25 protein-coding genes and 1 tRNA gene are annotated in these 20,158 nt (G+C 59.8%); 18 read left to right on the top strand and 8 right to left on the bottom strand.

The features are described from left to right. The first annotated feature begins 178 nt into the window (after positions 1 to 178). Both HCZ23_RS01925 and HCZ23_RS01930 read left to right on the top strand, forming a co-directional pair. Positions 179 to 481 carry an HlyU family transcriptional regulator gene (locus HCZ23_RS01925; protein WP_167599997.1) on the top strand — a complete coding sequence of 101 codons (303 nt, stop codon included), beginning with the start codon at positions 179 to 181 and terminating at the stop codon, positions 479 to 481. Continuing rightward, a complete protein-coding gene (locus HCZ23_RS01930) occupies positions 474 to 1,268 on the top strand; it encodes a Stf0 family sulfotransferase (RefSeq protein ID WP_167599998.1) in 795 nt (264 codons plus the stop codon). Before HCZ23_RS01925 ends, HCZ23_RS01930 begins: the two co-directional genes overlap by 8 nt. Before the next feature lie 85 nt (positions 1,269 to 1,353). Here HCZ23_RS01930 and HCZ23_RS01935 read toward each other — a convergent pair whose 3' ends face one another. Further along, positions 1,354 to 2,208 carry an SDR family oxidoreductase gene (locus HCZ23_RS01935; protein WP_167599999.1) on the bottom strand — a complete coding sequence of 285 codons (855 nt, stop codon included), beginning with the start codon at positions 2,206 to 2,208 and terminating at the stop codon, positions 1,354 to 1,356. Positions 2,209 to 2,317: 109 nt separating this feature from the next. Between HCZ23_RS01935 and HCZ23_RS01940 the strand changes: the two genes are divergently transcribed. From HCZ23_RS01940 to ribD, 6 genes are all read left to right on the top strand, one after another. Continuing rightward, positions 2,318 to 2,707 carry a helix-turn-helix domain-containing protein gene (locus HCZ23_RS01940; protein ID WP_167600000.1) on the top strand — a complete coding sequence of 130 codons (390 nt, stop codon included), beginning with the start codon at positions 2,318 to 2,320 and terminating at the stop codon, positions 2,705 to 2,707. 120 nt (positions 2,708 to 2,827) lie between these two features. Then, entirely contained in the window at positions 2,828 to 3,085 is a 258-nt protein-coding gene (locus HCZ23_RS01945) for a hypothetical protein (RefSeq protein WP_167600001.1), read from the top strand. A 104-nt stretch (positions 3,086 to 3,189) separates the two neighbouring features. Continuing rightward, entirely contained in the window at positions 3,190 to 3,639 is a 450-nt protein-coding gene (locus HCZ23_RS01950) for a hypothetical protein (protein ID WP_167600002.1), read from the top strand. Continuing rightward, a complete protein-coding gene (locus tag HCZ23_RS01955) occupies positions 3,636 to 4,055 on the top strand; it encodes a secondary thiamine-phosphate synthase enzyme YjbQ (RefSeq protein ID WP_167600003.1) in 420 nt (139 codons plus the stop codon). The genes HCZ23_RS01950 and HCZ23_RS01955 overlap by 4 nt, the downstream gene beginning before the upstream one ends. Positions 4,056 to 4,195: 140 nt before the next feature. Further along, a complete protein-coding gene (gene nrdR, locus HCZ23_RS01960; RefSeq protein ID WP_167600004.1) occupies positions 4,196 to 4,663 on the top strand; it encodes a transcriptional regulator NrdR in 468 nt (155 codons plus the stop codon). Beyond that, positions 4,660 to 5,763, top strand: coding sequence for a bifunctional diaminohydroxyphosphoribosylaminopyrimidine deaminase/5-amino-6-(5-phosphoribosylamino)uracil reductase RibD (gene ribD, locus HCZ23_RS01965; protein ID WP_167600005.1), 1,104 nt, complete (start codon positions 4,660 to 4,662; stop codon positions 5,761 to 5,763). Before nrdR ends, ribD begins: the two co-directional genes overlap by 4 nt. Here the strand turns inward: ribD and HCZ23_RS01970 are convergent. The 3 genes from HCZ23_RS01970 to HCZ23_RS01980 all read right to left on the bottom strand — a co-directional run bounded on the left by HCZ23_RS01970 (position 5,749) and on the right by HCZ23_RS01980 (position 10,192). Then, the gene (locus tag HCZ23_RS01970; protein WP_167600006.1) at positions 5,749 to 7,500 is read right to left on the bottom strand and encodes a capsular polysaccharide biosynthesis protein; all 1,752 of its coding nucleotides are present in this window, start codon (positions 7,498 to 7,500) and stop codon (positions 5,749 to 5,751) included. The two genes, ribD and HCZ23_RS01970, sit on opposite strands and share 15 nt — an antisense overlap. Before the next feature lie 5 nt (positions 7,501 to 7,505). Next, entirely contained in the window at positions 7,506 to 8,636 is a 1,131-nt protein-coding gene (locus HCZ23_RS01975; RefSeq protein WP_167600007.1) for a polysaccharide biosynthesis/export family protein, read from the bottom strand. Positions 8,637 to 8,887: 251 nt separating this feature from the next. After that, positions 8,888 to 10,192 carry a capsule biosynthesis protein gene (locus HCZ23_RS01980; protein WP_167600008.1) on the bottom strand — a complete coding sequence of 435 codons (1,305 nt, stop codon included), beginning with the start codon at positions 10,190 to 10,192 and terminating at the stop codon, positions 8,888 to 8,890. A 218-nt stretch (positions 10,193 to 10,410) separates the two neighbouring features. Between HCZ23_RS01980 and HCZ23_RS01985 the strand changes: the two genes are divergently transcribed. The 5 genes from HCZ23_RS01985 (at position 10,411) to nusB (ending at position 13,883) form a co-directional block, all read left to right on the top strand. Further along, the gene (locus HCZ23_RS01985) at positions 10,411 to 11,010 is read left to right on the top strand and encodes a riboflavin synthase (protein ID WP_167600009.1); all 600 of its coding nucleotides are present in this window, start codon (positions 10,411 to 10,413) and stop codon (positions 11,008 to 11,010) included. Then, on the top strand, positions 11,007 to 11,576 hold the full coding sequence (locus HCZ23_RS01990; RefSeq protein WP_167600010.1) for a hypothetical protein: 570 nt from the start codon (positions 11,007 to 11,009) through the stop codon (positions 11,574 to 11,576). Before HCZ23_RS01985 ends, HCZ23_RS01990 begins: the two co-directional genes overlap by 4 nt. A gap of 152 nt (positions 11,577 to 11,728) precedes the next feature. Continuing rightward, complete coding sequence (ribB, locus tag HCZ23_RS01995; RefSeq protein WP_167600011.1) at positions 11,729 to 12,844, top strand: 3,4-dihydroxy-2-butanone-4-phosphate synthase; 1,116 nt, start codon at positions 11,729 to 11,731, stop codon at positions 12,842 to 12,844. Positions 12,845 to 12,847: 3 nt separating this feature from the next. Then, entirely contained in the window at positions 12,848 to 13,384 is a 537-nt protein-coding gene (locus HCZ23_RS02000) for a 6,7-dimethyl-8-ribityllumazine synthase (RefSeq protein WP_167600012.1), read from the top strand. Between the two features lie 13 nt (positions 13,385 to 13,397). Then, a complete protein-coding gene (nusB, locus tag HCZ23_RS02005) occupies positions 13,398 to 13,883 on the top strand; it encodes a transcription antitermination factor NusB (RefSeq protein ID WP_167600013.1) in 486 nt (161 codons plus the stop codon). Positions 13,884 to 14,017: 134 nt separating this feature from the next. Here nusB and HCZ23_RS02010 read toward each other — a convergent pair whose 3' ends face one another. Further along, positions 14,018 to 15,103 (bottom strand): acyltransferase, encoded by a 1,086-nt coding sequence (locus tag HCZ23_RS02010; protein WP_167600014.1) that lies wholly within the window; start codon positions 15,101 to 15,103, stop codon positions 14,018 to 14,020. 146 nt (positions 15,104 to 15,249) lie between these two features. Between HCZ23_RS02010 and HCZ23_RS02015 the strand changes: the two genes are divergently transcribed. Continuing rightward, positions 15,250 to 15,561: a hypothetical protein gene (locus HCZ23_RS02015; protein ID WP_167600015.1), complete on the top strand. Its 312-nt coding sequence runs from the start codon at positions 15,250 to 15,252 to the stop codon at positions 15,559 to 15,561. A 310-nt stretch (positions 15,562 to 15,871) separates the two neighbouring features. Beyond that, on the top strand, positions 15,872 to 16,357 hold the full coding sequence (locus HCZ23_RS02020; protein WP_167600016.1) for an MmcB family DNA repair protein: 486 nt from the start codon (positions 15,872 to 15,874) through the stop codon (positions 16,355 to 16,357). 56 nt (positions 16,358 to 16,413) lie between these two features. Here the strand turns inward: HCZ23_RS02020 and HCZ23_RS02025 are convergent, their stop codons facing one another. Beyond that, positions 16,414 to 16,605 carry a DUF6324 family protein gene (locus tag HCZ23_RS02025; RefSeq protein ID WP_167600017.1) on the bottom strand — a complete coding sequence of 64 codons (192 nt, stop codon included), beginning with the start codon at positions 16,603 to 16,605 and terminating at the stop codon, positions 16,414 to 16,416. Between the two features lie 192 nt (positions 16,606 to 16,797). Between HCZ23_RS02025 and HCZ23_RS02030 the strand changes: the two genes are divergently transcribed. Beyond that, positions 16,798 to 16,874 (top strand) — tRNA-His (locus HCZ23_RS02030). 38 nt (positions 16,875 to 16,912) lie between these two features. Here the strand turns inward: HCZ23_RS02030 and HCZ23_RS02035 are convergent. Together HCZ23_RS02035 and HCZ23_RS02040 are read right to left on the bottom strand one after the other, a co-directional pair. After that, a complete protein-coding gene (locus HCZ23_RS02035) occupies positions 16,913 to 17,134 on the bottom strand; it encodes an antibiotic biosynthesis monooxygenase (protein ID WP_254869855.1) in 222 nt (73 codons plus the stop codon). Between the two features lie 529 nt (positions 17,135 to 17,663). Next, positions 17,664 to 18,011: a DUF6476 family protein gene (locus HCZ23_RS02040; protein WP_167600019.1), complete on the bottom strand. Its 348-nt coding sequence runs from the start codon at positions 18,009 to 18,011 to the stop codon at positions 17,664 to 17,666. On the opposite strand from HCZ23_RS02040, the gene HCZ23_RS02045 reads away from it, so the two are divergent. Together HCZ23_RS02045 and rpoH are read left to right on the top strand one after the other, a co-directional pair. Next, positions 18,010 to 19,026, top strand: a complete 1,017-nt coding sequence (locus HCZ23_RS02045) for an RluA family pseudouridine synthase (RefSeq protein WP_167600020.1) — start codon at positions 18,010 to 18,012, stop codon at positions 19,024 to 19,026. The two genes, HCZ23_RS02040 and HCZ23_RS02045, sit on opposite strands and share 2 nt — an antisense overlap. Before the next feature lie 209 nt (positions 19,027 to 19,235). Continuing rightward, entirely contained in the window at positions 19,236 to 20,132 is an 897-nt protein-coding gene (rpoH, locus tag HCZ23_RS02050; RefSeq protein WP_167600021.1) for an RNA polymerase sigma factor RpoH, read from the top strand. The last annotated feature ends 26 nt before the right edge of the window (positions 20,133 to 20,158 follow it).

Here is a 20,158-nt window from a genome sequence, read left to right on the forward strand (position 1 = left end):
ATGACCCGTCCAGCGGTCTGGCGATTTCTGAGCGCCGCGCGTCGATTTTAAGTCCGACGGATTTGGCAGGGATAAAGTGCGCCGTTCAAGCGTTCCATCGCCAGCCCCCGGTCAGGCGATGCGCGGCTTGCACTTCGGCCTCATGAGTCGCAAAATACCTCCCAAACAGGAGGCCCAAATGTCCATTTTCTCCAAACTTTTCGGCGGCAAATCTGGTGGTCCATCCGATGCGCAAAGCGCGTCGAAAGAGGACGCAAAGCCTGAACTTTACGGCGATGAGTTCCGCATTTTCCCCGAGCCGATCAAGGAGGCGAACGGCTACCGAGTCGCCGCTCGGATCGAAAAGGACATCGATGGCGAGACCAAGACCCACCATATGATCCGCGCCGACACGATGGGCGGCGAAGACGATGCGCGGATGGCCAGCCTTCATAAAGCGCAGATGTTTATCGACCAGATGGGGGTGCGCATCTTTGACTGACACGGCCCAAAACGCGTCCGTCAACCAGGCCTTCGCCTATCCCGACCAGTTCTCGCCCGAGATGGACCTGCCGCTCTTCGAGGGCGCCCCCAAGACCTATCTGATCGCCTCGACGCCCCGCTGCGGCAGTCACTATCTGGGCCACGCGCTGAGCGCGATGGGCGGTTTCGGCGTGCCGCTCGAATATCTCAACAAGGGCAATTTCAAAGGCTGGAAAGACCGGTTCGGGGATCAGCGCCTGCCGGGGCTTTTGCGGGACATCCTCCGCCACCGCACAAGCCCCAACGGGCGGTTCGGGATCAAGGCGCATTGGAGCCAATTCAGCCCCCACATCGGCACCGACAGGCTCGCGCCGCTCGGCACCATCGAGCGCGTGATCCATATCTACCGTGGCGACCTCTTGGGGCAGGCGATTTCTTTGGAGAAAGCCAACCAGACCGGCCAGTGGATCAGCGGTGCGAAGGCTCAAAGCGATGCAGTGTTTCGCTACGGCAAGATCGTGAAGGCGGCGGAGAATCTAAGATCACAAAACCTTGCCTGGGCCGCCTATCTGGCCAATCATGAGGGCGAGGTTTTGCGATTGGATTACGCCTCTTTGATCGCGGCGCCTGAGGCAAAACTGGCCGAGATTCGCGATTTTCTCGACCCGGAAAGCAAGGCCCAGCCGCAGCCGTCCGAACGGACGCAGAAGCAGTCTGATGGCCTCTCGAAACAGTGGCGAGAGCGGTTTCTGGGCGACATGCGCCCAGAGCACGCCTGGATCGCGGAGCCCTTTGCGTTGGAGTAAAGCCGTCTGGCGCGGTTCGCGGCGCGGCTGACAATCAGCTCCGCGCCGCGAGGGGGTTTAGGCCAGAATGATTAGGCCTTGAAGTTTAAGCGAGCGCGGCTTTGACCGTCTCGGCGATCGGCTCGGTCGGGTGACCGATCAGCTTGGACAGCGTGTGGCTGTCGTCAAACAGCGCGCCTTTGGCGGCTTTCGCGTCCGAATCCGCAAGGATCGCGGCGAAGGGACCGGGCAGCCCCGCGCCGATGAGCGCTTCGGAGAAGGCAGTTTCGGGCATGTCGGTGTATTTGACCTCTTTGCCCGAAAGCTCGGTCACGGTGGCGGCATAGTCGCTCAGCGTGTAGGCCTCGTCGCCAGCAAGTTCGAGAACTTCGCCGTCATGACCGCCCGCCAGCACGATGGCGGCGGCTTCGGCGTAGTCCTTACGTGTCGCGGTGGCGAGTTTGCCGTCCTGCGCGGCACCGAAATGCTGACCCAATTCAAGGTCTTGGCCCAGGGTCATGGTGATGTTTTCGGAATACCAACCGTTGCGCAGCAGGGTGTGCGGGATGCTGCTGTCTTTCAGCATGGCTTCGGTCGCGATGTGCTCTTCGGCCAGCGCCATGTTGCCCGTGTCGGCGTGCAGGATCGAGGTGTAGGCGATGAATGTGACGCCTGCGGCTTTGGCGGCTTTGATGACATTGCCGTGCTGGGGGGCACGCTGGCCGACCTCGGATGAGGAGATCAGCAGCAAGCGGTCGACGCCGGCAAAAGCGGCTTCGAGCCCGGCCTTGTCGGTGTAATCGCCGCGACGGGTGGCGATGCCTTTGGCGGCATAGGCCTCGGCGGCTTTGTCGGAGCGGACGAGAGCGAGGATGTCGTCTTTGGCGACAAGGGTCGCGAGGTGATCGACGACGAGGTGACCGAGTTGACCGGAAGCGCCGGTGACGAGATAGGTTGTCATGATCTTTCCTTTTGGGATCGTTTCGAATATAAGTCTCGTTTAGAGACCAAAATCGCCTTTGAAAAGGAGGCAGGTTTTCGGTCCCAGGTCACATGAAGGGAACCTCGTCATGCGGGATATGCAGCTGAGCCGCCTCGAAGAATGGAAGGCGATGGGATTCGATTTCCAGAACTGCCCTGTGCGGCAGGTGCTGGATCACGTGGCGGCGAAATGGACCTCGTTGATTTTGCTTGAGCTGGAAAACGGTCCGCAGCGGTTCAACGCGCTGGGTCGCGCGCTGCCGGATATTTCCAAACGCATGCTGACGCAGTCTCTGCGCGATCTCGAACGCGACGGGTTGGTCGCGCGTGAAGTCTTCGACACGAAACCGCCCTCGGTGGCCTATAGTCTCACGGATATGGGGCAGTCTTTCCTTGACCCGCTGCACCATATGATCGCCTGGGCAGAGCGCATGATGCCCCAGGTCGAAGCCGCAAGGACGCAGTTCGACACGCGCTGAAATTTCAGGCAAGGCCCCGAGGAAAGGGGCCTTATCCACAGGAATTTTGGCCGGAGATGAAACTCAATTAACTTTTCAGGCGTTTCTTACTCAGAGCTGCAACAGCGATGAGAGAAACACATGACCAAGACGACCAAAATTCTCGCCCTGATCTGTGCTGCCCTTGCGGGGGCTGCGATGGCCTCTCCCTATGTGCCTTTGAGCGAAGAGCACCTCAATCCTGAACCGGTCTTGATCAAGGTCCCTGCCGAAGATCTCGACCGCTGTATCTCCACTTTGGAGCAGGTTTTCTTTGCCCCGGTCGAACAGGCCACCGTGCAAAGCGCGTCTTTGACGGCGGCGCAGGCGGGACCGACCGTGCGCTGTGTCGTCGAGTGATGCCGCCTGTGCGGGAAGCCCGCTTTCCCGTTTCCAGATCGGGCGCGCCGCGTTAAACTGCGCCTATGAAAGCACAATTTTCTATTTTGATTAGCTGCGCCCTGATGGCCCTCCCGCACTTGGCGAAAGCTGAAGACGAGCATCTGTTCCACTGTCAGTTCGACAATGGCAAAGAGGTCACGCTGCGCACATTTGAGGATGGCGTGTCCTATGTCTTCGGGCGCCCGAAGACCAAACCCGAGCTGTTCTTGACGCGCACATATGACGAGATTGCGGTGACGCCTTGGAACGGGGTCGGTCGCTCGATTTGGGAGGATTTGGAGTTTCAAAACGCCGATGTGACCTATCGCATCTGGGGGAATTTTGACCGCATGACCGAAGCGCATGAGATCACCGGCGGCATTCTGGTCGAGCGGGGAGAAGAACACCTGGCCCGGCTGGAGTGCTTGCCCGGCACCGTGACCTACACTCCGTTTTCTTTTTCGGATGCTTATGAGGCGGCGGGCTATTGTTGGAATTTCGACGACAGCCAGTGGCAGGAGCAGTGCGAATGAGCCACCATATCTTCGAAATCGCGACGCATGGCCCCGGTCTCTATGAATTCACCACCGATCTGGCGCGCTGGGTCGCGGGGGAGGGGCTCATAGAGGCCGCCCTCACCGTGATGGTGCAACACACCTCCGCCTCGCTCGTCATTCAGGAAAACGCCGATCCGGAGGTGCAAACCGATCTCGCCGCGTTTTTCCACCGCTTGGTGCCGCCGACCACCGATCCGTCCATGGCCTATCTCACCCATACCTACGAGGGGCCGGACGATATGCCCGCGCATATCAAATCCGCGCTCCTGCCCACAACGCTCACAATTCCTGTTTTGAATGGTCGAATGACGCTTGGAACATGGCAAGGTGTGTACCTTTTCGAACATCGCGCCCGTCCGCACACCCGTCGGATCATGGCGCTTTTGCGGTGAGACGTCAAAAGAGTGCTCCCACAACATCTAGCGGCGCAAATTATCACTACCCAAATTCTGGGCTTCCCCCTATAGTGCCTGTGGATAACTGGGGCAAAGACCCCAGAAGACTGAGGCAGTGATGAGATAAGGGGGCGCAGATGCGTTGTCCATTTTGCGGAAATGTCGATACCCAGGTGAAAGACAGCCGTCCGGCTGAGGATCATGTTGCGATCCGTCGGCGACGGTTCTGTTCGGCCTGTGGCGGGCGGTTCACCACCTATGAGCGTGTGCAACTGCGCGATCTCGTCGTGGTGAAAACCAATGGCCGCCGCGAAGATTTCGACCGTGACAAACTTGAACGCTCCATTCGTATCGCGGCCCAGAAACGCCCGATCGAGCCTGAGCGTCTGGATCAGATGATCTCCGGCATCGTGCGCCGTCTGGAGAGCATGGGCGAGACGGATATTCCGTCGAAAACCATCGGCGAGATCGTGATGGAAAGCCTTGCGCGGATCGATACCGTCGCCTACGTGCGCTTTGCCTCGGTCTATAAGAATTTCCAAGCCGCCGACGATTTCGACAAATTTGTCAGTGAGTTGCGCCCGGATCCCAAGTCTGACGAATGAGCCTGACTCTTGACGAACGGCACATGCGTCACGCGCTATCTTTGGCGGCGCGTGGTCTTGGCCGGACGTGGCCCAATCCCGCTGTCGGCTGTGTGATCCTCAAAGACGGTCGCGTCGTTGGACGTGGCTGGACCCAGCCCGGCGGTCGCCCCCACGCAGAGGCCATGGCGCTCGCGCAAGCCGGTGATCTGGCGCGTGGCGGCACGGCCTATGTGACATTGGAGCCCTGTTCCCACCATGGCAAAACGCCCCCCTGTTCCGAGGCGCTGATCAAGGCTGGCCTGTCGCGTGTTGTTGTCGCCTTGGGCGATCCCGACCCGCGGGTGAATGGCAAAGGCTTTGCACTTTTGCGAAGCGCAGGGCTTTCTGTGAGCTCAGGTGTGCTTGAGGCGGACGCGCGCCGCCAACAAATGGGCTTTCTCTCCAAGGTCACCAAGGGCCGCCCGATGCTGACCCTCAAACTGGCGCTCTCTTGGGACGGGCGCATCGCGACCGCCACAGGGGAAAGCCAATGGATCACCGGCCCGCAGGCGCGGCGCAGGGTGCATGCCATGCGCGCCAATCACGACGCAGTTCTGGTTGGCGGCGGAACGGCCCGCGCCGATGATCCGGGCCTGACCGTGCGCGGTCTCGGTGTCTCGCATCAGCCGGTGCGGGTGGTGATGTCCCGGCGTCTCGACCTGCCTCTGAGCGGCCAACTGGCGCGCACGGCGCAGGAGGTGCCGGTCTGGATTCTTCATGGCCCAGACGTCAGCGCAGAGTTGAAATCGGCCTGGACAGGCCTCGGCGCGGAGCTGATCGAAGTTGGTGTCCTGGCCGGACATCTCGACCCGCAGGCGGCGTTCCAAGCGCTCGGCGCACGCGGTTTGACGCGGGTGTTTTGCGAAGGGGGCGGGGCCTTGGCGGCGTCGCTCTTGTCTGCGGAGCTGGTGGATCGCGTCGCTTTGTTCACCGCAGGCCTGGCGATCGGCGCCGAAGGCCTGCCGGGTCTGGGGGCCTTGGGGCTGAACCGTCTGGCGACCGCGCCGCGCTATCTTTTGGAGAGCTTTGAGCAGATCGGACCGGACGCGCTGAGCCTTTGGAGCTTAGCGGAGACCTAAGAGGGCGGCGCGCAGTTGGCGCAGTTTTGCGAGGCCAAACTGTGCGGCGCGGCTGCGCCCGTTTGGAGTCGATGCCAACAGCTCCACCGCCTCTTCCGGCGACAAGGGCGCGCCGGTTTTCGGGTCAAAATAGCGTGGATAATCAATGAGAACCGCATGGGCGAGGCCCATCACATCGGGTCGCGCCGCGCGACGGGCAGGCGTTGATCCGAGGTCGGTGGTTAGCCCCCAACCGGCATAAAACGGCGCCCCCGTGCAGGTCACGGGCGTGCCGCGCAGGAGCGCCTCGAAGCCCATGAGAGACGTCATGGTCCAGACCTCATCGCAGGCCTCGATGAGGGCCAGAGGGTCGGCTTTCTGCGCGATGATATCGGCGATCTGCGCGGCCTCCGAGGTTTTCCCGCGCCGCAACCCTGCTTCGACATCCGGGTGCGGTTTGTAGACGATCACCGCGTCGGGGTGGGCCGCGCGTGCGGCTTGCAAAAGTGCCAAGTTGGTCGAAATCTCTCCGGCACCGAGACGGATCGAGGCGTCATCCTCCACCTGCCCAGCGACCAAAATCCGATGCCCTTGCGGCAATGCGGGTTGGCCTTGTCCGACATTGTATTTGCTCAGGCGCAGCTCCGTCAGGCGGCGGGTAAGGCTTTCAGCGCGCTTACGTTGTTGGCCTGTCAACACCGCCCGCTCCGCAATCAACGACTCAAGCCGTGAGGGACGAGTCGGATCGAAGTAAATCCCCAGATCGTCCAGCACCAGAGACAGAGGGCGGACGAGGGCGGCGCCGAGGCCGCGTGAGCGCAGGAAACCGTCCTCAAGCCGCAAATCAGCCTGCGACGTTTGCCCCCAGGCAAGGTGGCGCACCCCTTCAGTTTTGTGCCCGGCGATCTCTTCGGCGTCGTCGGAAAATATAATCCGAGCCTGCCCCAGATACTGTCGCAAGAAAGGGCGCTTCCACGGCAAGATATTGGAGGAGACATAACCAAGGCTGTCTTCGTTTCTGGCCCGAAGCCGCGCCTCAAGGCGGCTCAAAACCTCTTCGATTTCAAGGTCTGCATCTCCGCTGCGCCAGACCGTGCTCACCATAAGAGCGCCGCAGAAAAGCTGCGCGCGGGTGAGGCGGCGTGTGGCGTGCGGATCGGGGTTTTCGTCTTGTGTGAGATCGAGACTGCCAAACCAGGGCCGCCCAAACACACGGGGACGGTGGCCGGCCAAAATGGCGTCAAAGCCGGAACCCGCACTATGGGTGTAGACGGAGGTGGCTGTTTCCAGAAGCGGGTAGAGGGGCGTTTCCGGCGGCAAAAGCGTCACGCGCGGGTCGTCATGATCCGTGAAAAACCCGTCTTGGCAGGTCAGGATCGCGACCTGCGCATTCAGCAATTCGGTCTGCGCAAAGACCAGCATTTCCAGCATATCGGCCTCTGTCGGGGCCGCTTGCGTGGCACGGGGCTGATCTAAAACCAGCACATATGGAACATTCGGAAGCGCCTCACCCGACACATGAGACAAAAACTTGGACAATTCCAATGAAACCAGCCAATCCATCGCATCGCGTGCACGTGCGAGTTGTGCACTGTCGTCCAATCCGCTCACGGCCAGAAGATCGTCCCAGTCCTGTCGCGTGGCACAGGTGAGATCGGGGTCTGCCCAAACCCGTTCAAACAGTTTGGGTGTCGCAAAGGAAAGCCGCCCGGACAATGTCGGGGCGGCTTTGGATGCGGTGCGGTCGGCGTCGACCATGGGCCTTAATTGGCGAGGTTGCTGAGCGAATTGGCCGAGGTCGCGGTGCCGGTGATGGCGCCCAGAGTTTTCTGCCATTGGACGAACGGTGCTTCGGTCACATAGAGCGTGTCCTCGTCGCGGATCAGGAAGTCGCGTGCGAGGAACAGCCCGTTCGGCTGCGTCAGGTCCAGCACATAAATCAGGCGCTGCGTGCCGACCAGATCGTCACGGCCCAGGACCTGTTTGGCAATCTCTTCGGGTTCGTTGCGGAACACGAAGACGCCGGTCGGATCGGCGGCATTGGTCTGCAACCCGCCGACTTGGGCGATGGCTTCCAGCGCGGAGAGGTTGCGGGTCTCAAAGGAGATCACGCTTTGTCCACCGGTCGCGCCCATCGCGGTGAAGGAGCGAGGGTCGGCTTCGACCAGAATGCGATCGCCGTCGCGCAACGGAATGTCGTATTTCGGGTTTTCATACAGATCGGCGAACCAGACGGTGCCGACCTTGCTGCCGCGAATGACCTTGACCTGCGCCACATCGGGCTCGACGGAAACACCGCCCGCTTTGGCGAGCATCGCGGTGAGGCGACGGGTCGGGCGTTCGATCGGGTAAACGCCCTGACCGGCGATCTGACCCGTGATGGTGACGGTGGCCCCATCGCCTGCGGCGCGGGCGACCATGACCTGCGGATCCGGGGTCTGGGTGTCGAGTTTTTCGGTGATGATGCGACGGATGGCTTCGGGGCTGTTGCCTGCGGCTTTGATCCGGCCCGCGTAGGGGACAAAGATAAAGCCGCCGCCGTCGACCTGAACCTCGGAGAGGACGGTGGCATTTGCGCCCTGGCCCGCCAAAAGGCCGTCATCCACGTTTTCCCAGATGGTGAGCGACAGCACGTCACCCGGAGAGATTGTGTCAGATCCGATCACGCCCGCGTTTTGGAAGGCGGAGGAAAAGCCAAGTTCCTGATTGATCGCGGTGGCGGCGTTGACGCGGTCATTGACCGTTACGACGAAGGAATCGCCTTGTTCCAGAACGGAGCCGGCAAAGATCTCTTTCTTGTTCGGGCCAGAGCGCGGCAAAGCACAGGCGGACAGGCTTGCGACCACGGCCACAAGCGTGATGGCGCGGGTGATGCGCGATGTCAGGATCTGCACTGGTCGAACTCCTCTGCCCCATATTTTTATCGGGTTTAATCAGAAGATTAATGAATAGCGAGTCAAAAATCCACCGCAGCGACCAAAGCCATGCGGTCCGAAGCACGGGTGTTGCGGGAAGGTCGCTGGTCCCATAGGGAGTGTGGTTGAGGGGATACTCGCCTCAGGATGTAGCGGCACAAATTCAGCTTGGACGTCGTTTTGCAGCCTTCTTTGCCCTGCATGCGCGTCTGGCGGACGGTTTGACGGGGTTACTTGACGAGGCGCAGCGGCTGGCGCGGCGGCGCGGTGCCGGACAAAAGCGCCACATCGGGGGCGTCCTCGGACAACATCAAATCGACGACCTGGCGCATCAACTGGCGCCGTCCGCGTTTGGAATAGAACCCGCCCGGCACCTGCGAGGTTTCCAAAAGGAACTGCCGGTAATCGCGATAGGCGCGGGTGTCGGGGCGGTCGGGGTGCGCGAAAAACGCCTCGAGGCTTTGATGCGACACGAACTCCGGCTTGTCATAGACAGCGCGGCCCAGAATGCGCAGCGGGATGCCCAGAGACAGCACCTGTTGCCCGGCGGTGGAATTCACCGTGACGGCGGATCGCGCGCTGTGCAAAAGCCGCTGCAACTTGCCGCCACGCACATGGTGCACGCGGTGTTCGACCCCGAATTCCGCAGAGATGCGGCGGATTTCGTGACGCAGGTTGCGCCGGTCGTTTTCCAGCGGATGCGCCTTGAACACCAGGTGATGATGCTGCGGCGCGCCGCGCGCAAAGCCCTCAATCACATCGGCGATGAATTCGGGCATGGTGGAATAGGGGCTGTGGACCTGAAAGCTGGTGTCATGTTCGAGCTGCAAGAGCGCGATGTGGAACGGATGCCCGGCAGAGAGGATCGAACGCGTGTGCCACGCCCGCGACAGCCAATGCTGCGGCATTAGGATCAGGCGTTTGAAATACAATAGGAATTCTTTGGTGACCGGCAATTCGCGATGGCCACGATAATGTCTAAAGGCGGAATTCCGGAACATCACGAACCAATGATAGAGCGCGCCGTAAAAGATGTGCTGGCGCATGTCGCCCCAAAGTGCGGGCGGCTCGATATTGTCGTGGTCGATCTTGTCCAAGGCGGCGCGCATCTCCGCCACCGAAAGCGACATGAGGGTCGAATTGCCGTTCGAACCGTCGCGCTCATAGGTGACCCAATAGGGGCGGATGTAGCCCTCTTCGAACACATGCACGGTCAGGCCCAGCTCGCGGGCTTTTTCGATCGCCAGCGCATGTACAGGACGGGTATCGCCGTAAAGCACGATGTCGGTGACGGATTTCTCGCGCAGGATCTCGGCAAAACGCTCGGGCCAGTCATCGGCAGGCTGGGTGTAGGGCAGGAAGCTTTTGGTCGAGAACCAGAACGCCCGGTCACCGGCGTTGAAGCCGACGCGCCAGACGGTGGCGCCAGCGGCGCGCAGCATTTTACCCAAAGACCAGAAAAACGGCCCATGCGGTCCCTGCAACATCAGGAATACGCGCGTTTTCGCGGTGGTTTGGACCTCTGGGTGCTTCATGGCGTTGTCTTTGGGCCTCTCCGGCGGGCTTGTCATGGTTAAAGTGTTGTTTGCCTAAAAAATCGGGCGGATTTGTGGCCGCTCGGTCGCAGCCTCGCGCAGAGCATTTCCGAAAAAGGTGAAGATTCCCTGAGGAGGCCCGCGTTACCACCGCTTGCAGCGCCGCGCCGGGGGCGCTACCTCTGGACGCAAAGCAATTGAGCCCGACAGGAGAAGACATGTTCACTGGGATCGTCACGGACATCGGCACCGTTCTGGAACTGGAAAAGCGCGGCGATCTGCGGGCGCGGATCGGCTGCGCCTATGATGTCGACGGCATTGAGATCGGGGCGTCGATTGCCTGTGACGGCGTGTGCCTCACGGTGATTGCGCTCGGAACCGATCCGCAAAACTGGTTCGACGTGGAAATCTCTGCCGAGAGCGTGTCGAAGACCAATATTTCGGCTTGGGTGGTCGGGAAAAAACTCAACCTTGAGCGCGCCCTGAAACTCGGGGACGAGTTGGGCGGCCATATCGTGTCGGGCCATGTCGATGGCGTCGCCGAGATCATCGCAATGGTGGACGAGGGCGACAGCACGCGGATCAAGTTTGACGCGCCGGAGGCTCTTGCGAAATTCATCGCGCCGAAAGGCTCGGTGGCCTTGAACGGCACGTCCTTGACGGTGAATGAGGTCGAGGGCACCAGCTTTGGCATCAACGTCATTCCGCACACTCAAGAGGTGACGACCTGGGGCCGCGCAAAGGTGGGCGATAAGGTCAACCTCGAGATCGACACGCTGGCGCGCTACGTGGCGCGACTTCAGGAGTGGCAGGCATGAGCCGCCCGCCGCTCTATGGTGTCGGCCACAATGGTGGTCCGGCTCTCGATGGTGGCGTCGGCTATCGTCGGTTTCTCTGGAAAAAGGCGCGCAAGGGGCTGATGGGGGAGACCCTGCCCATCGAGGTCATTCGCCGCCGGGTGCGCCGCGCCGAAGAGCTGGGTCTGCCCTATAAATCCTACGCCTCGATCCGGGCTTGCACCGGCCGCGATGTGATCGGTTTTCTGTTCTCGTCCAATGCCTTGCGACTCATTCGTCAGGGTGATCAGATGCCCGTGGCCTATGCCGACAAACTGGCGCAGGTGAAGGCCACGCGTCTGGTCGCCGCCCATCATCCGCTTGTGCCGGAGCTGATTGAGACCATGGAGGGCATCGACAAAGCCGCCGCAGCCCCCGCGCCTTATGCCCCCTGGAGCACGCAGCGTGCCCGTCTGTCTGCGCTTTTGGGGCCGAAACTGCCGCGCGCGGGTATGGTGCTCATCGCGGATGCGCCCTTTGAGGCGGACTGGCTGATGGCGGGCAAGCTTGGCGGCCAGATCGAGGCGCCGGTTTTCTTTGGAGATTGAGGCTTTCGACACGGGTTTTCAAAGGGATGCCTGTCTTTTCGGACAGGGTGCGTGAAACGACCGGACCATGTGCGTGTGATGAGGCTGGCGTTTGGGCGCGCAAACCTGTACGGAAAGGCGACTGAATCCCCAGAAAGCCGCCGATACCGACCATGTCTGAGACACCCAAGACCGATAGCGAAACCTTTCACGCCGCCATTTCCCCCATCGAGGAAATCATCGAAGACGCCCGCAATGGCCGGATGTTTATCCTTGTAGATCATGAGGATCGCGAAAACGAAGGCGATCTGGTGATCCCGTCGCAGATGGCCACGCCTGAGGCGATCAATTTCATGGCGACCTACGGGCGCGGATTGATCTGTGTGACGCTCACGGGTGAGCGGATCGACGCGCTTGGCCTGCCGATGATGGCCTCGAGCAATTCGTCGCGCCACGAAACCGCCTTTACCGTTTCCATTGAGGCGAAAGAGGGTGTCTCCACCGGCATTTCTGCGCACGACCGCGCGCGCACCGTTGCTGTGGCGATCGACCCGTCGAAAACCGCCGAAGACATCGCCACACCCGGCCATATTTTCCCGCTGCGCGCCCGCGATGGCGGCGTGCTCGTTCGTGCGGGCCACACCGAAGCCGGTGTCGATGTCGCGCGTCTTGCGGGTCTGATGCCCAGCTCGGTGATCTGTGAGATCATGAACGAAGACGGCACCATGTCGCGCCTGCCGGATCTTGTGGGCTTTGCGCAGCTTCATAATCTCAAGATCGGCACGATTTCCGATCTGATCGCCTATCGCCGCCGCCACGACAACCTCGTGACCAAGGTGACAGAGCGCCAGGTGCGTTCCGAATTCGGCGGCGACTGGAATATGCAGATTTACACCGATGATTTGCACGGCGCCGAACATATCGTTCTGACCAAAGGCGATGTGACGGATGGCAAGCCGGCTTTGGTTCGGGTGCACAACCTCAACCCGCTCGAAGACGTCTTGGGCATTGGCAAGACCTCGCGCGAGATGGAAGGCGCGATGGAGCTGATCGCCGAGGCGGGCCGCGGTGTGGTCGTCCTTTTGCGTGACACGCGGATGAAAATGGCGGAAGAGGACGAAGCCTCGCCGCAAACCCTGCGTCGCTACGGGCTTGGCGCCGAAATCCTCGCCGCTCTGGGTCTGCACGAGCTGATCCTCGTGACCGACAGCCCGCAACCGAAGGTGCCGGGGCTTGAGGCTTTTGGTCTCGAAATCGTCGGAACACGCAAAATTACGGAAGGGGCATGAGCCATGGCCGCTGCTGAACAACATCACATTCTCGATCTGCCGAAATTCGAAGAGCCGGTGAAACTGCTGATCGTCGTGGCGCCTTATTATAAGGACATCGCCGACGAGCTGGTCGCAGGCGCCAAATCCACCATCGAGGAGGCCGGCGGCACTTGGGACTTGGTCGAAGTGCCGGGCGCGCTCGAAGTCCCGACCGCGATTTCCATCGCCGACAAGCTGTCGAACTTCGACGGCTACGTGGCGCTGGGCTGTGTCATCCGGGGCGAAACCACGCATTACGAGACGGTCTGTAACGACAGCTCGCGCGCGCTTCAGCTCATGGGCCTTCAGGGTCTCTGCATCGGCAACGGCATCCTGACCGTGGAAAACCGCGACCAGGCCGTGGTGCGTGCCGAGAGCAAAGGTCAAAATAAAGGTGGCGGGGCAGCGGCTGCGGCCTTGCATCTCATCGCGCTTTCGCGCAAATGGGCCGCTCCGAGCAAGTGCGTGGGATTCCACGCGGACGCGATCAAGCTTGCCGGTGACACCAAGCCAGCCTGATGGACGCTTAAAAATGACCGAAGAGAACACCCATCTGAAACCGCCCACCAAGCGCGAGATGAAATCTGCCGCGCGGCTGTACTCCGTGCAGGCGCTGTTTCAAATGGAAGCGGCGGATATGACCGTCGACAAGGTGCGCCGCCAGTTCTACGACCATTTCTTCGGTCTCGAGACTGAGGAAGAGGGCACGTTCATCGACGGTGACAGCGACCTGTTCCACGAGATCACCGAGATCGCGGTGAACGATCAGGCCAAGATCGACCAGATGACCGACCGGGCTTTGGTGGCGAAATGGCCGATCGCGCGGATCGACTCGACGCTCCGCGCGCTGTTCCGTGCCGCAGGGGCCGAGCTTTTGTCTGGCCGCACGCCGCCCAAGGTGGTGATTGTGGAATTCGTGGATGTGGCCAAGGCGTTCTACCCCGATGGTCGTGAGCCGAAATTCGTCAACGCGGTGTTGGATCATATGGCCCGCGAAGCTCTACCGGAGGCCTTTTAAGGCCATCGGGAGAGCGAGCAAATGAAGCATGCGAAGCTCTACCGGAGGCCTTTTAAGGCCATCGGGAGAGCGAGCAAATTAGGCATGTGAAAAGACACCGGAAGCTCTATGAGCTTCCGGTGTCTTTTTTAAACTTAAACTCCGACGATTTTTCGACTGTACTTGGGGAAGCTGAGTTTCGCTGTGGCGATGGCTGCATAGCATCCTGTCATAACCATCGTCGCCCAGATTGTGACGTCAAGCGCGAGCACACCGCTGCGCGGCAAGAGGCCGGATTGCATAAGGATGTAATAGACAATCGGATGCAAGAGGAAGATCCCGAAACTGTTTTCGGCCAAAGACGTGAGAACGGGCAGGTTCTTGTGCTTGAGGCGCTCGAAAAGCGCCAGCAGGGCGAATGTCAAAACAAGCTTTTGCAGTAGCATTAAATCCGGTCCCGCGTAGCTCAGGGAGAGGGTGCGGAATTGAGTGCCGTGATAGCCAAAGCTCATCTGTAGCCCGATAAGCATCAGCCAGAGCACGAAAAGGGTCCAGACGTTGCGTTGTAAACGCGGTGCGATACGGTCCCAGTTTAGAGCGGTTTCGATCCCGATCATGTAGACGGATGAGAAATAGAGCAGCGCATGCAGTTTCGACACATCCCACATGGGTTTGTGCAGGCACAGACTCATAATAAAGGCGAGGCCGAGAATAAGGGCGCGGACTGTGGGTCTCGCGCGGCTATAAACGACATAGAGCGGTGTCAATGCAAAGAGAAAGATCGCAAAAGTGACGTACCAATGCGCGAACACATGGCGTCCTGTGTACAAGAGCCAAAGCGTGTCCTTCGTGTTTTGAACGAAGTCGCCAGTGCCGAAAGCATGTCCGAGATAGCTCGTGACCAGATTGTTTTGTGATGCTGTCAAAAGAAGGAAGGGTAGGGCGAGAATGAGATAGGGCAGCCAGATGTTTTCGATCTTGTCGCGCATGAAGGCACCATAGCTCAGTCGTCCACTGGCGAAGCGCGGTAGGAAGACATGGATCAATATGAAGCCGGACAGAAAAACGAAGGGCGTTGTCCCGCCTTGGAAGAGATTATAGGCGGCGCTTTCTTCGACCGAGAAGGACCGCGGGTATACGCGCGGCACCATATGCGCGATGACAATGATGAGAATGGCGATACCGCGAAGGTATTGAAATGAATTCAAAATCACGATGGGTTCTCTGATGAGACTGCTCACATATTGCTTCTATTGTTGTGAAGGATTGTGCTGAAAATAAGGCTCGTGTGGGATTTTTCGGAGCAAGGGCTGCGACGGAATGCAGCTGGAAAATTCTACCCAACGTGCTACACTTCTTGAATATGTTTCACGTCGGGAGCACTGCCATGCCCAAACTGGTCAAACTCTACATCACCCAGGTGCTGATCGGCTTTGCCATCGCCGCCGCTTTTGTCGGGACGCTTCTCTATTTCAACGTGGCCAATCTCTGGCATCTGGTGACGCACAATGACGTCGGCATCATTGCCGTAATCGTCTTGTGGTTCGCCAATGGCATCGTCTTCTCCGGCGTGCAATTTGCCATTTCGATCATGCGCATGGCCGAAAGCGAGGACGGTGATCAGGGCGGCAAACGTGATGACATTCCGCTCACCGCCCTTGAGCCGATCCCCGTTGAGGCTCAGTCCCGGCGCCGCTAATCCAAAGAGGTCCCAATAAAAAACGCGCCCCGAGAGGCGCGTTTTTTGGTAAGGCGGCGGGGGACCACAGCATCCGTAGCGACGCTTTGCTCCCGATGCCTGATATATCAGGTGGGCGCCAGGTAACAAAACCAGGGTCTTGACAGAGCCAGCTCCCATTCGGTTGCGTAAGGCCTCCGGAGACTTGCGCCCATGTGTACGAAACGAGCAGATCCCGCCTCAGCCCGAGATAGGGCGAACCACGGGAAAGGACAAGGGGCAGAGGGGCAGGGCGTTGAAATTCATGTCCACTTGCGCCAGATATGTCCTCATGCCCGATCCCAGTGACATCACCACCTTCCAACCCGGTCAACGTATGGCCCGCGGCGTCTCACGCCATATGCGCAGCCATGATTTTACCTGCGTCGAGGAACTCGTGCCCGCGCGCGGCCTGCGCGTCGATGTCATGGCGCTGGGGCCAAAGGGCGAGGTTTGGGTGATCGAATGCAAATCCAGCCGCGCAGATTTCATGTCGGACTGCAAATGGCAGGGCTATCTGGACTGGTGCGACCGCTATTTTTTCGCGGTCGATGCCGAGTTTCCGGTCGAGATCCTGCCAGAAGACGCGGGCCTCATTTTGGCGGATGGTTACGGCGCGGAGATCGTGCGGATGCCCGATGAAGACAAACTGCCGCCCGCCCGGCGCAAGAAAATCCACATGATCTTCGCCCGCACCGCCGCCGCGCGGCTCCAGAGCTACCGCGATCCGGGCGTCGCTGGAATGTTCAGGGAAAACGGCATGTTCAAAGAAAAATAGTCTTCTTCGTGGGGGAAATACTCCCGCCGGAGGCAGATGACCTCTCAGGCGTGAGCTTACTTCGCCAGCTTACGCGCTTGTGCGGCAGCTGCGCGCAGCTCCTCGGCGATCTCTTCGGCCTCTTCCGGCTCGAAATCCATCGGAATCTCGATGCCACCCGTCGCCTCGATGAACATGCGCACCATGCCAAGCGTGGTCGGCCCGATCTGAAGATTGGCTTCGATGTCTTTTTCCGAATTGATACCCATGATGGCTCCTTTGTGGATGCCAAGCCGTTTACGCGTTTGCAGCAGATGAGGCAAGTCGGCACTGAGGTTGGCGGGTCTTGTCGCGCTGCGTGCGCGGGGGCCGCCTCTGCGAAATTTATGCCCGCCAAAGCGCCGTTTTGTCCAAACTGCCTCTTGCATTCATCATCACAGGACAGTAAATCCCCCGACAGTGCCGCCTTAGCTCAGTTGGTTAGAGCGCCTGATTGTGGATCAGGAGGTCCCCCGTTCGAGCCGGGGAGGTGGTACCACTCCCCCCCCCGACATATTTGAGTGCTTAGTGGATGGGTCAGATCTGTGGGCCGTTCCGCGCGATTGCACTGTTCACCGATGTCAGCTTGGCCTGCGACATAACCCGCGTCATCCCGCGCGCCAGCGCCGCTTTGGTATGCGGATATTCGAAATGCGTGGCCAGGTCCTTGGGCGACTGCCAACATTCCCAAATTGTAAAACGCCTGCCATTGTCCAAATCCTGCAATACGTCGAACACCACGCATCCCCGCTCGCCCATGAGCAGACCCAGGAGACCCGCGTTTTGACGCTCTCGGCGGCCGCCGCCTTCGACGATCTGGCGCGGTCCAGAACGCGAGATTTACGTGGTCTGGCCGACGGGACGGTTGCCCAGTGCGCGGGCCAAGGCGATGCGCACGGAAATGGAGCGGTTCATTCGGCTAACCCTCGAACTTCAAGGCGAGATTCCGGGCTTGCATTGGCCTGCGACAAAATGTAGCAATTCGGTGAATTGCATGTTAGTCTTCCAATCAGGGAGGACATCATGCACCTTTATGTCGTAGGATTGGCCTATTCGGCCCTGGTCCTGCTTCCGGTCGCATTGTTTGCTTATGCAGCTTGTGAGTGCTGCAAAGGCAAAACAAAAGGCACCTGATCGGAGCGGTTGGACCCAATGCGAACACTCCCGACGATTGGCCTGTCATGGGCCTCATGTTCGGGGGGAGGAACGCGGCGCAGGGGAGGGCGCCGCGTTCTCTGTTTCAGAGCCGCGAATTTTCGAAAAATTGAGTGCCGCGTTCAGTTCGAGTTCAGTCCGACGGGGTTTCGACAGCAATCCGTTGGCGCAGCGCGCCGGTCGCGGCCTCGAAAATCAAAATCTCATCCCCGGCCACCACAGCAACCCAATCGGACCCACGCGTCACCGCCTCGGGCGTCACACCTTCGGGCAGATCGAGCGTCTCGGGCCAGCTCAGCGCAGGGCCCGTATTGGTGCCCGTTTCCTCGAAATCCGGGAAGCGCGTGACAAGGAAGCCAATCAGCACTAGAAACCCGACAATCATCACCCCCAAAAGCCCGGTGACCAGCCGACGCAACAGCGTCAGCCCCGCCGCATCTTTTGGGTCCAACTCGACGTCCTTACTTATCGGATCATCCATGATTGTCACCGTCTCCTTTGTCATCGGGGAACACCCGCCCAAACGTCTTGATAAGGCGATTGCCCGCGATGTGCCAGAAGAAGCCACGCTGTCGCGCTCGCGGCTTGTGAAACTTTTGGCCGAGGGCGCCGTGAAGGTGAACGGCGTGGTTGTCACCGATCAGAAGGGCAAGGTCGAGGCGGGCGATCAAATCGAGATCACGGTCGAAGAGGCCACCGAAGTCGAGATTAAGGCCGAAGACATCCCGCTCGACGTGATCTACGAGGATGACGACCTGATCGTGGTGAACAAACCCGTCGGCATGGTGGTCCACCCGGCGCCGGGCAGTCCGTCGGGCACTTTGGTCAATGCCTTGATGCATCATTGCGGCGAGAGCCTGTCGGGGATCGGCGGTGAGAAACGCCCAGGAATCGTGCACCGGATTGACAAGGACACCTCGGGCATTCTGGTCGTCGCGAAATCCGACAAGGCGCATCAGGGCCTTGCGAAACAATTTGAGAAACACACGGTCGAGCGGAAATATTTTGCCCTGGTCTACGGCGCGCCGGACCCGATGGACCCGCGGTTGCGCGGCGTCAAAGGCGTGAGTTTCGAGGGCTCGAACATTCTGCGCATCACCACCATGCTGGGCCGCCACAAAACGGACCGGCAAAAGCAGGCTGTGTCCTTCACAGAGGGCCGCCATGCGATCACCCGTGCGCGTGTTCTGGAGCTTTTTGGCACGCCGCCGCAACTGGCGTTGGTGGAATGCTGGCTTGAGACCGGGCGCACGCACCAAATCCGGGTGCATATGGCCCATGCCGGGCACGGCTTGGTCGGCGATCAGACCTATGGCGGGCGGCGGAAACTCAATCATAAAGCGCTCTCCGAGGCGGCCCGCGATGCGGTGGATGCCTTCCCGCGTCAGGCGCTTCACGCCGCTGTTCTGGGCTTTATCCATCCGGTGACACGTGAAGAAATGCGGTTCGAGGCGCCTTTGCCCGAAGATATGCAAACGCTTTTGGACACGCTTTAAGCGCCCGTTTTTTGTAACATGCGACCACATGGCCGTGAGCCGGGTGAAATCTTGACGGTTTCGCTTGGGGAACTTTACGGCGTGGGACATGGTTTGTTCAGACTTAGGACATAGGAATATGCGCGCCGCCCCTTGAAAGCGCTAACAGGCCTTCCCAAATGGCATGTTAAGCCTTATAACATAGGCATGACGCGGGAGAGATGTGAGAGATGAGTAATTACGCCAATTTGCCGGCTCCGAGCCCCGAACAGGGTTTGAACCGCTATTTGCAGGAAATCCGCAAGTTCCCGATGCTGGAACCCGAAGAAGAATACATGCTGGCGAAACGCTGGGTGGATCACGAGGACGCCACCGCGGCGCATAAGCTCGTGACCTCGCACCTGCGTTTGGCCGCGAAAATCGCCATGGGCTATCGTGGCTACGGCTTGCCGCAGGCCGAGGTTGTGTCGGAGGCCAATGTGGGGCTGATGCAGGCGGTGAAACGCTTTGACCCGGAAAAAGGTTTTCGCCTTTCGACCTATGCGATGTGGTGGATCCGTGCGAGCATTCAGGAATACATCCTGCGGTCCTGGTCGCTGGTGAAACTCGGGACCACCTCTGCGCAAAAGAAACTCTTTTTCAACCTGCGCAAGGCCAAGGCCCGGATCGGTGCCTTCGAGGATGGCGATTTGCATCCCGACAACGTCAAACAGATCGCCACCGATCTGGGCGTGACCGAGGATGAGGTGATCTCGATGAACCGGCGGATGTCGGGCGGGGACGCGTCTTTGAACGCTACGGTTGGCAGCGATGAGGAAGGTTCTGCGCAATGGCAGGACTGGCTTGAGGATGAAAACGCCGACCAGGCGGCCGATTACGAGGCCCGCGACGAAATGGACACCCGCCGCCAGCTTTTGGTGCAGGCGATGGATGTGCTCAACGAGCGCGAGAAAGACATCCTGATGCAGCGCCGTCTCAAGGATCAGCCGGTGACGCTTGAGGAGCTGTCGAGCCAATATGAGGTCTCCCGCGAACGCATCCGCCAGATCGAGGTGCGCGCTTTCGAGAAGCTGCAAAAACGCATGCAGGAGCTGGCGAAGGAACAAGGCATCCTTGAAAGCGCCTGATCCAATCGACGATTAAAATTTTCAAA

Source organism: Celeribacter sp. HF31, from assembly GCF_011806455.1.
Lineage (GTDB): Bacteria > Pseudomonadota > Alphaproteobacteria > Rhodobacterales > Rhodobacteraceae > Celeribacter.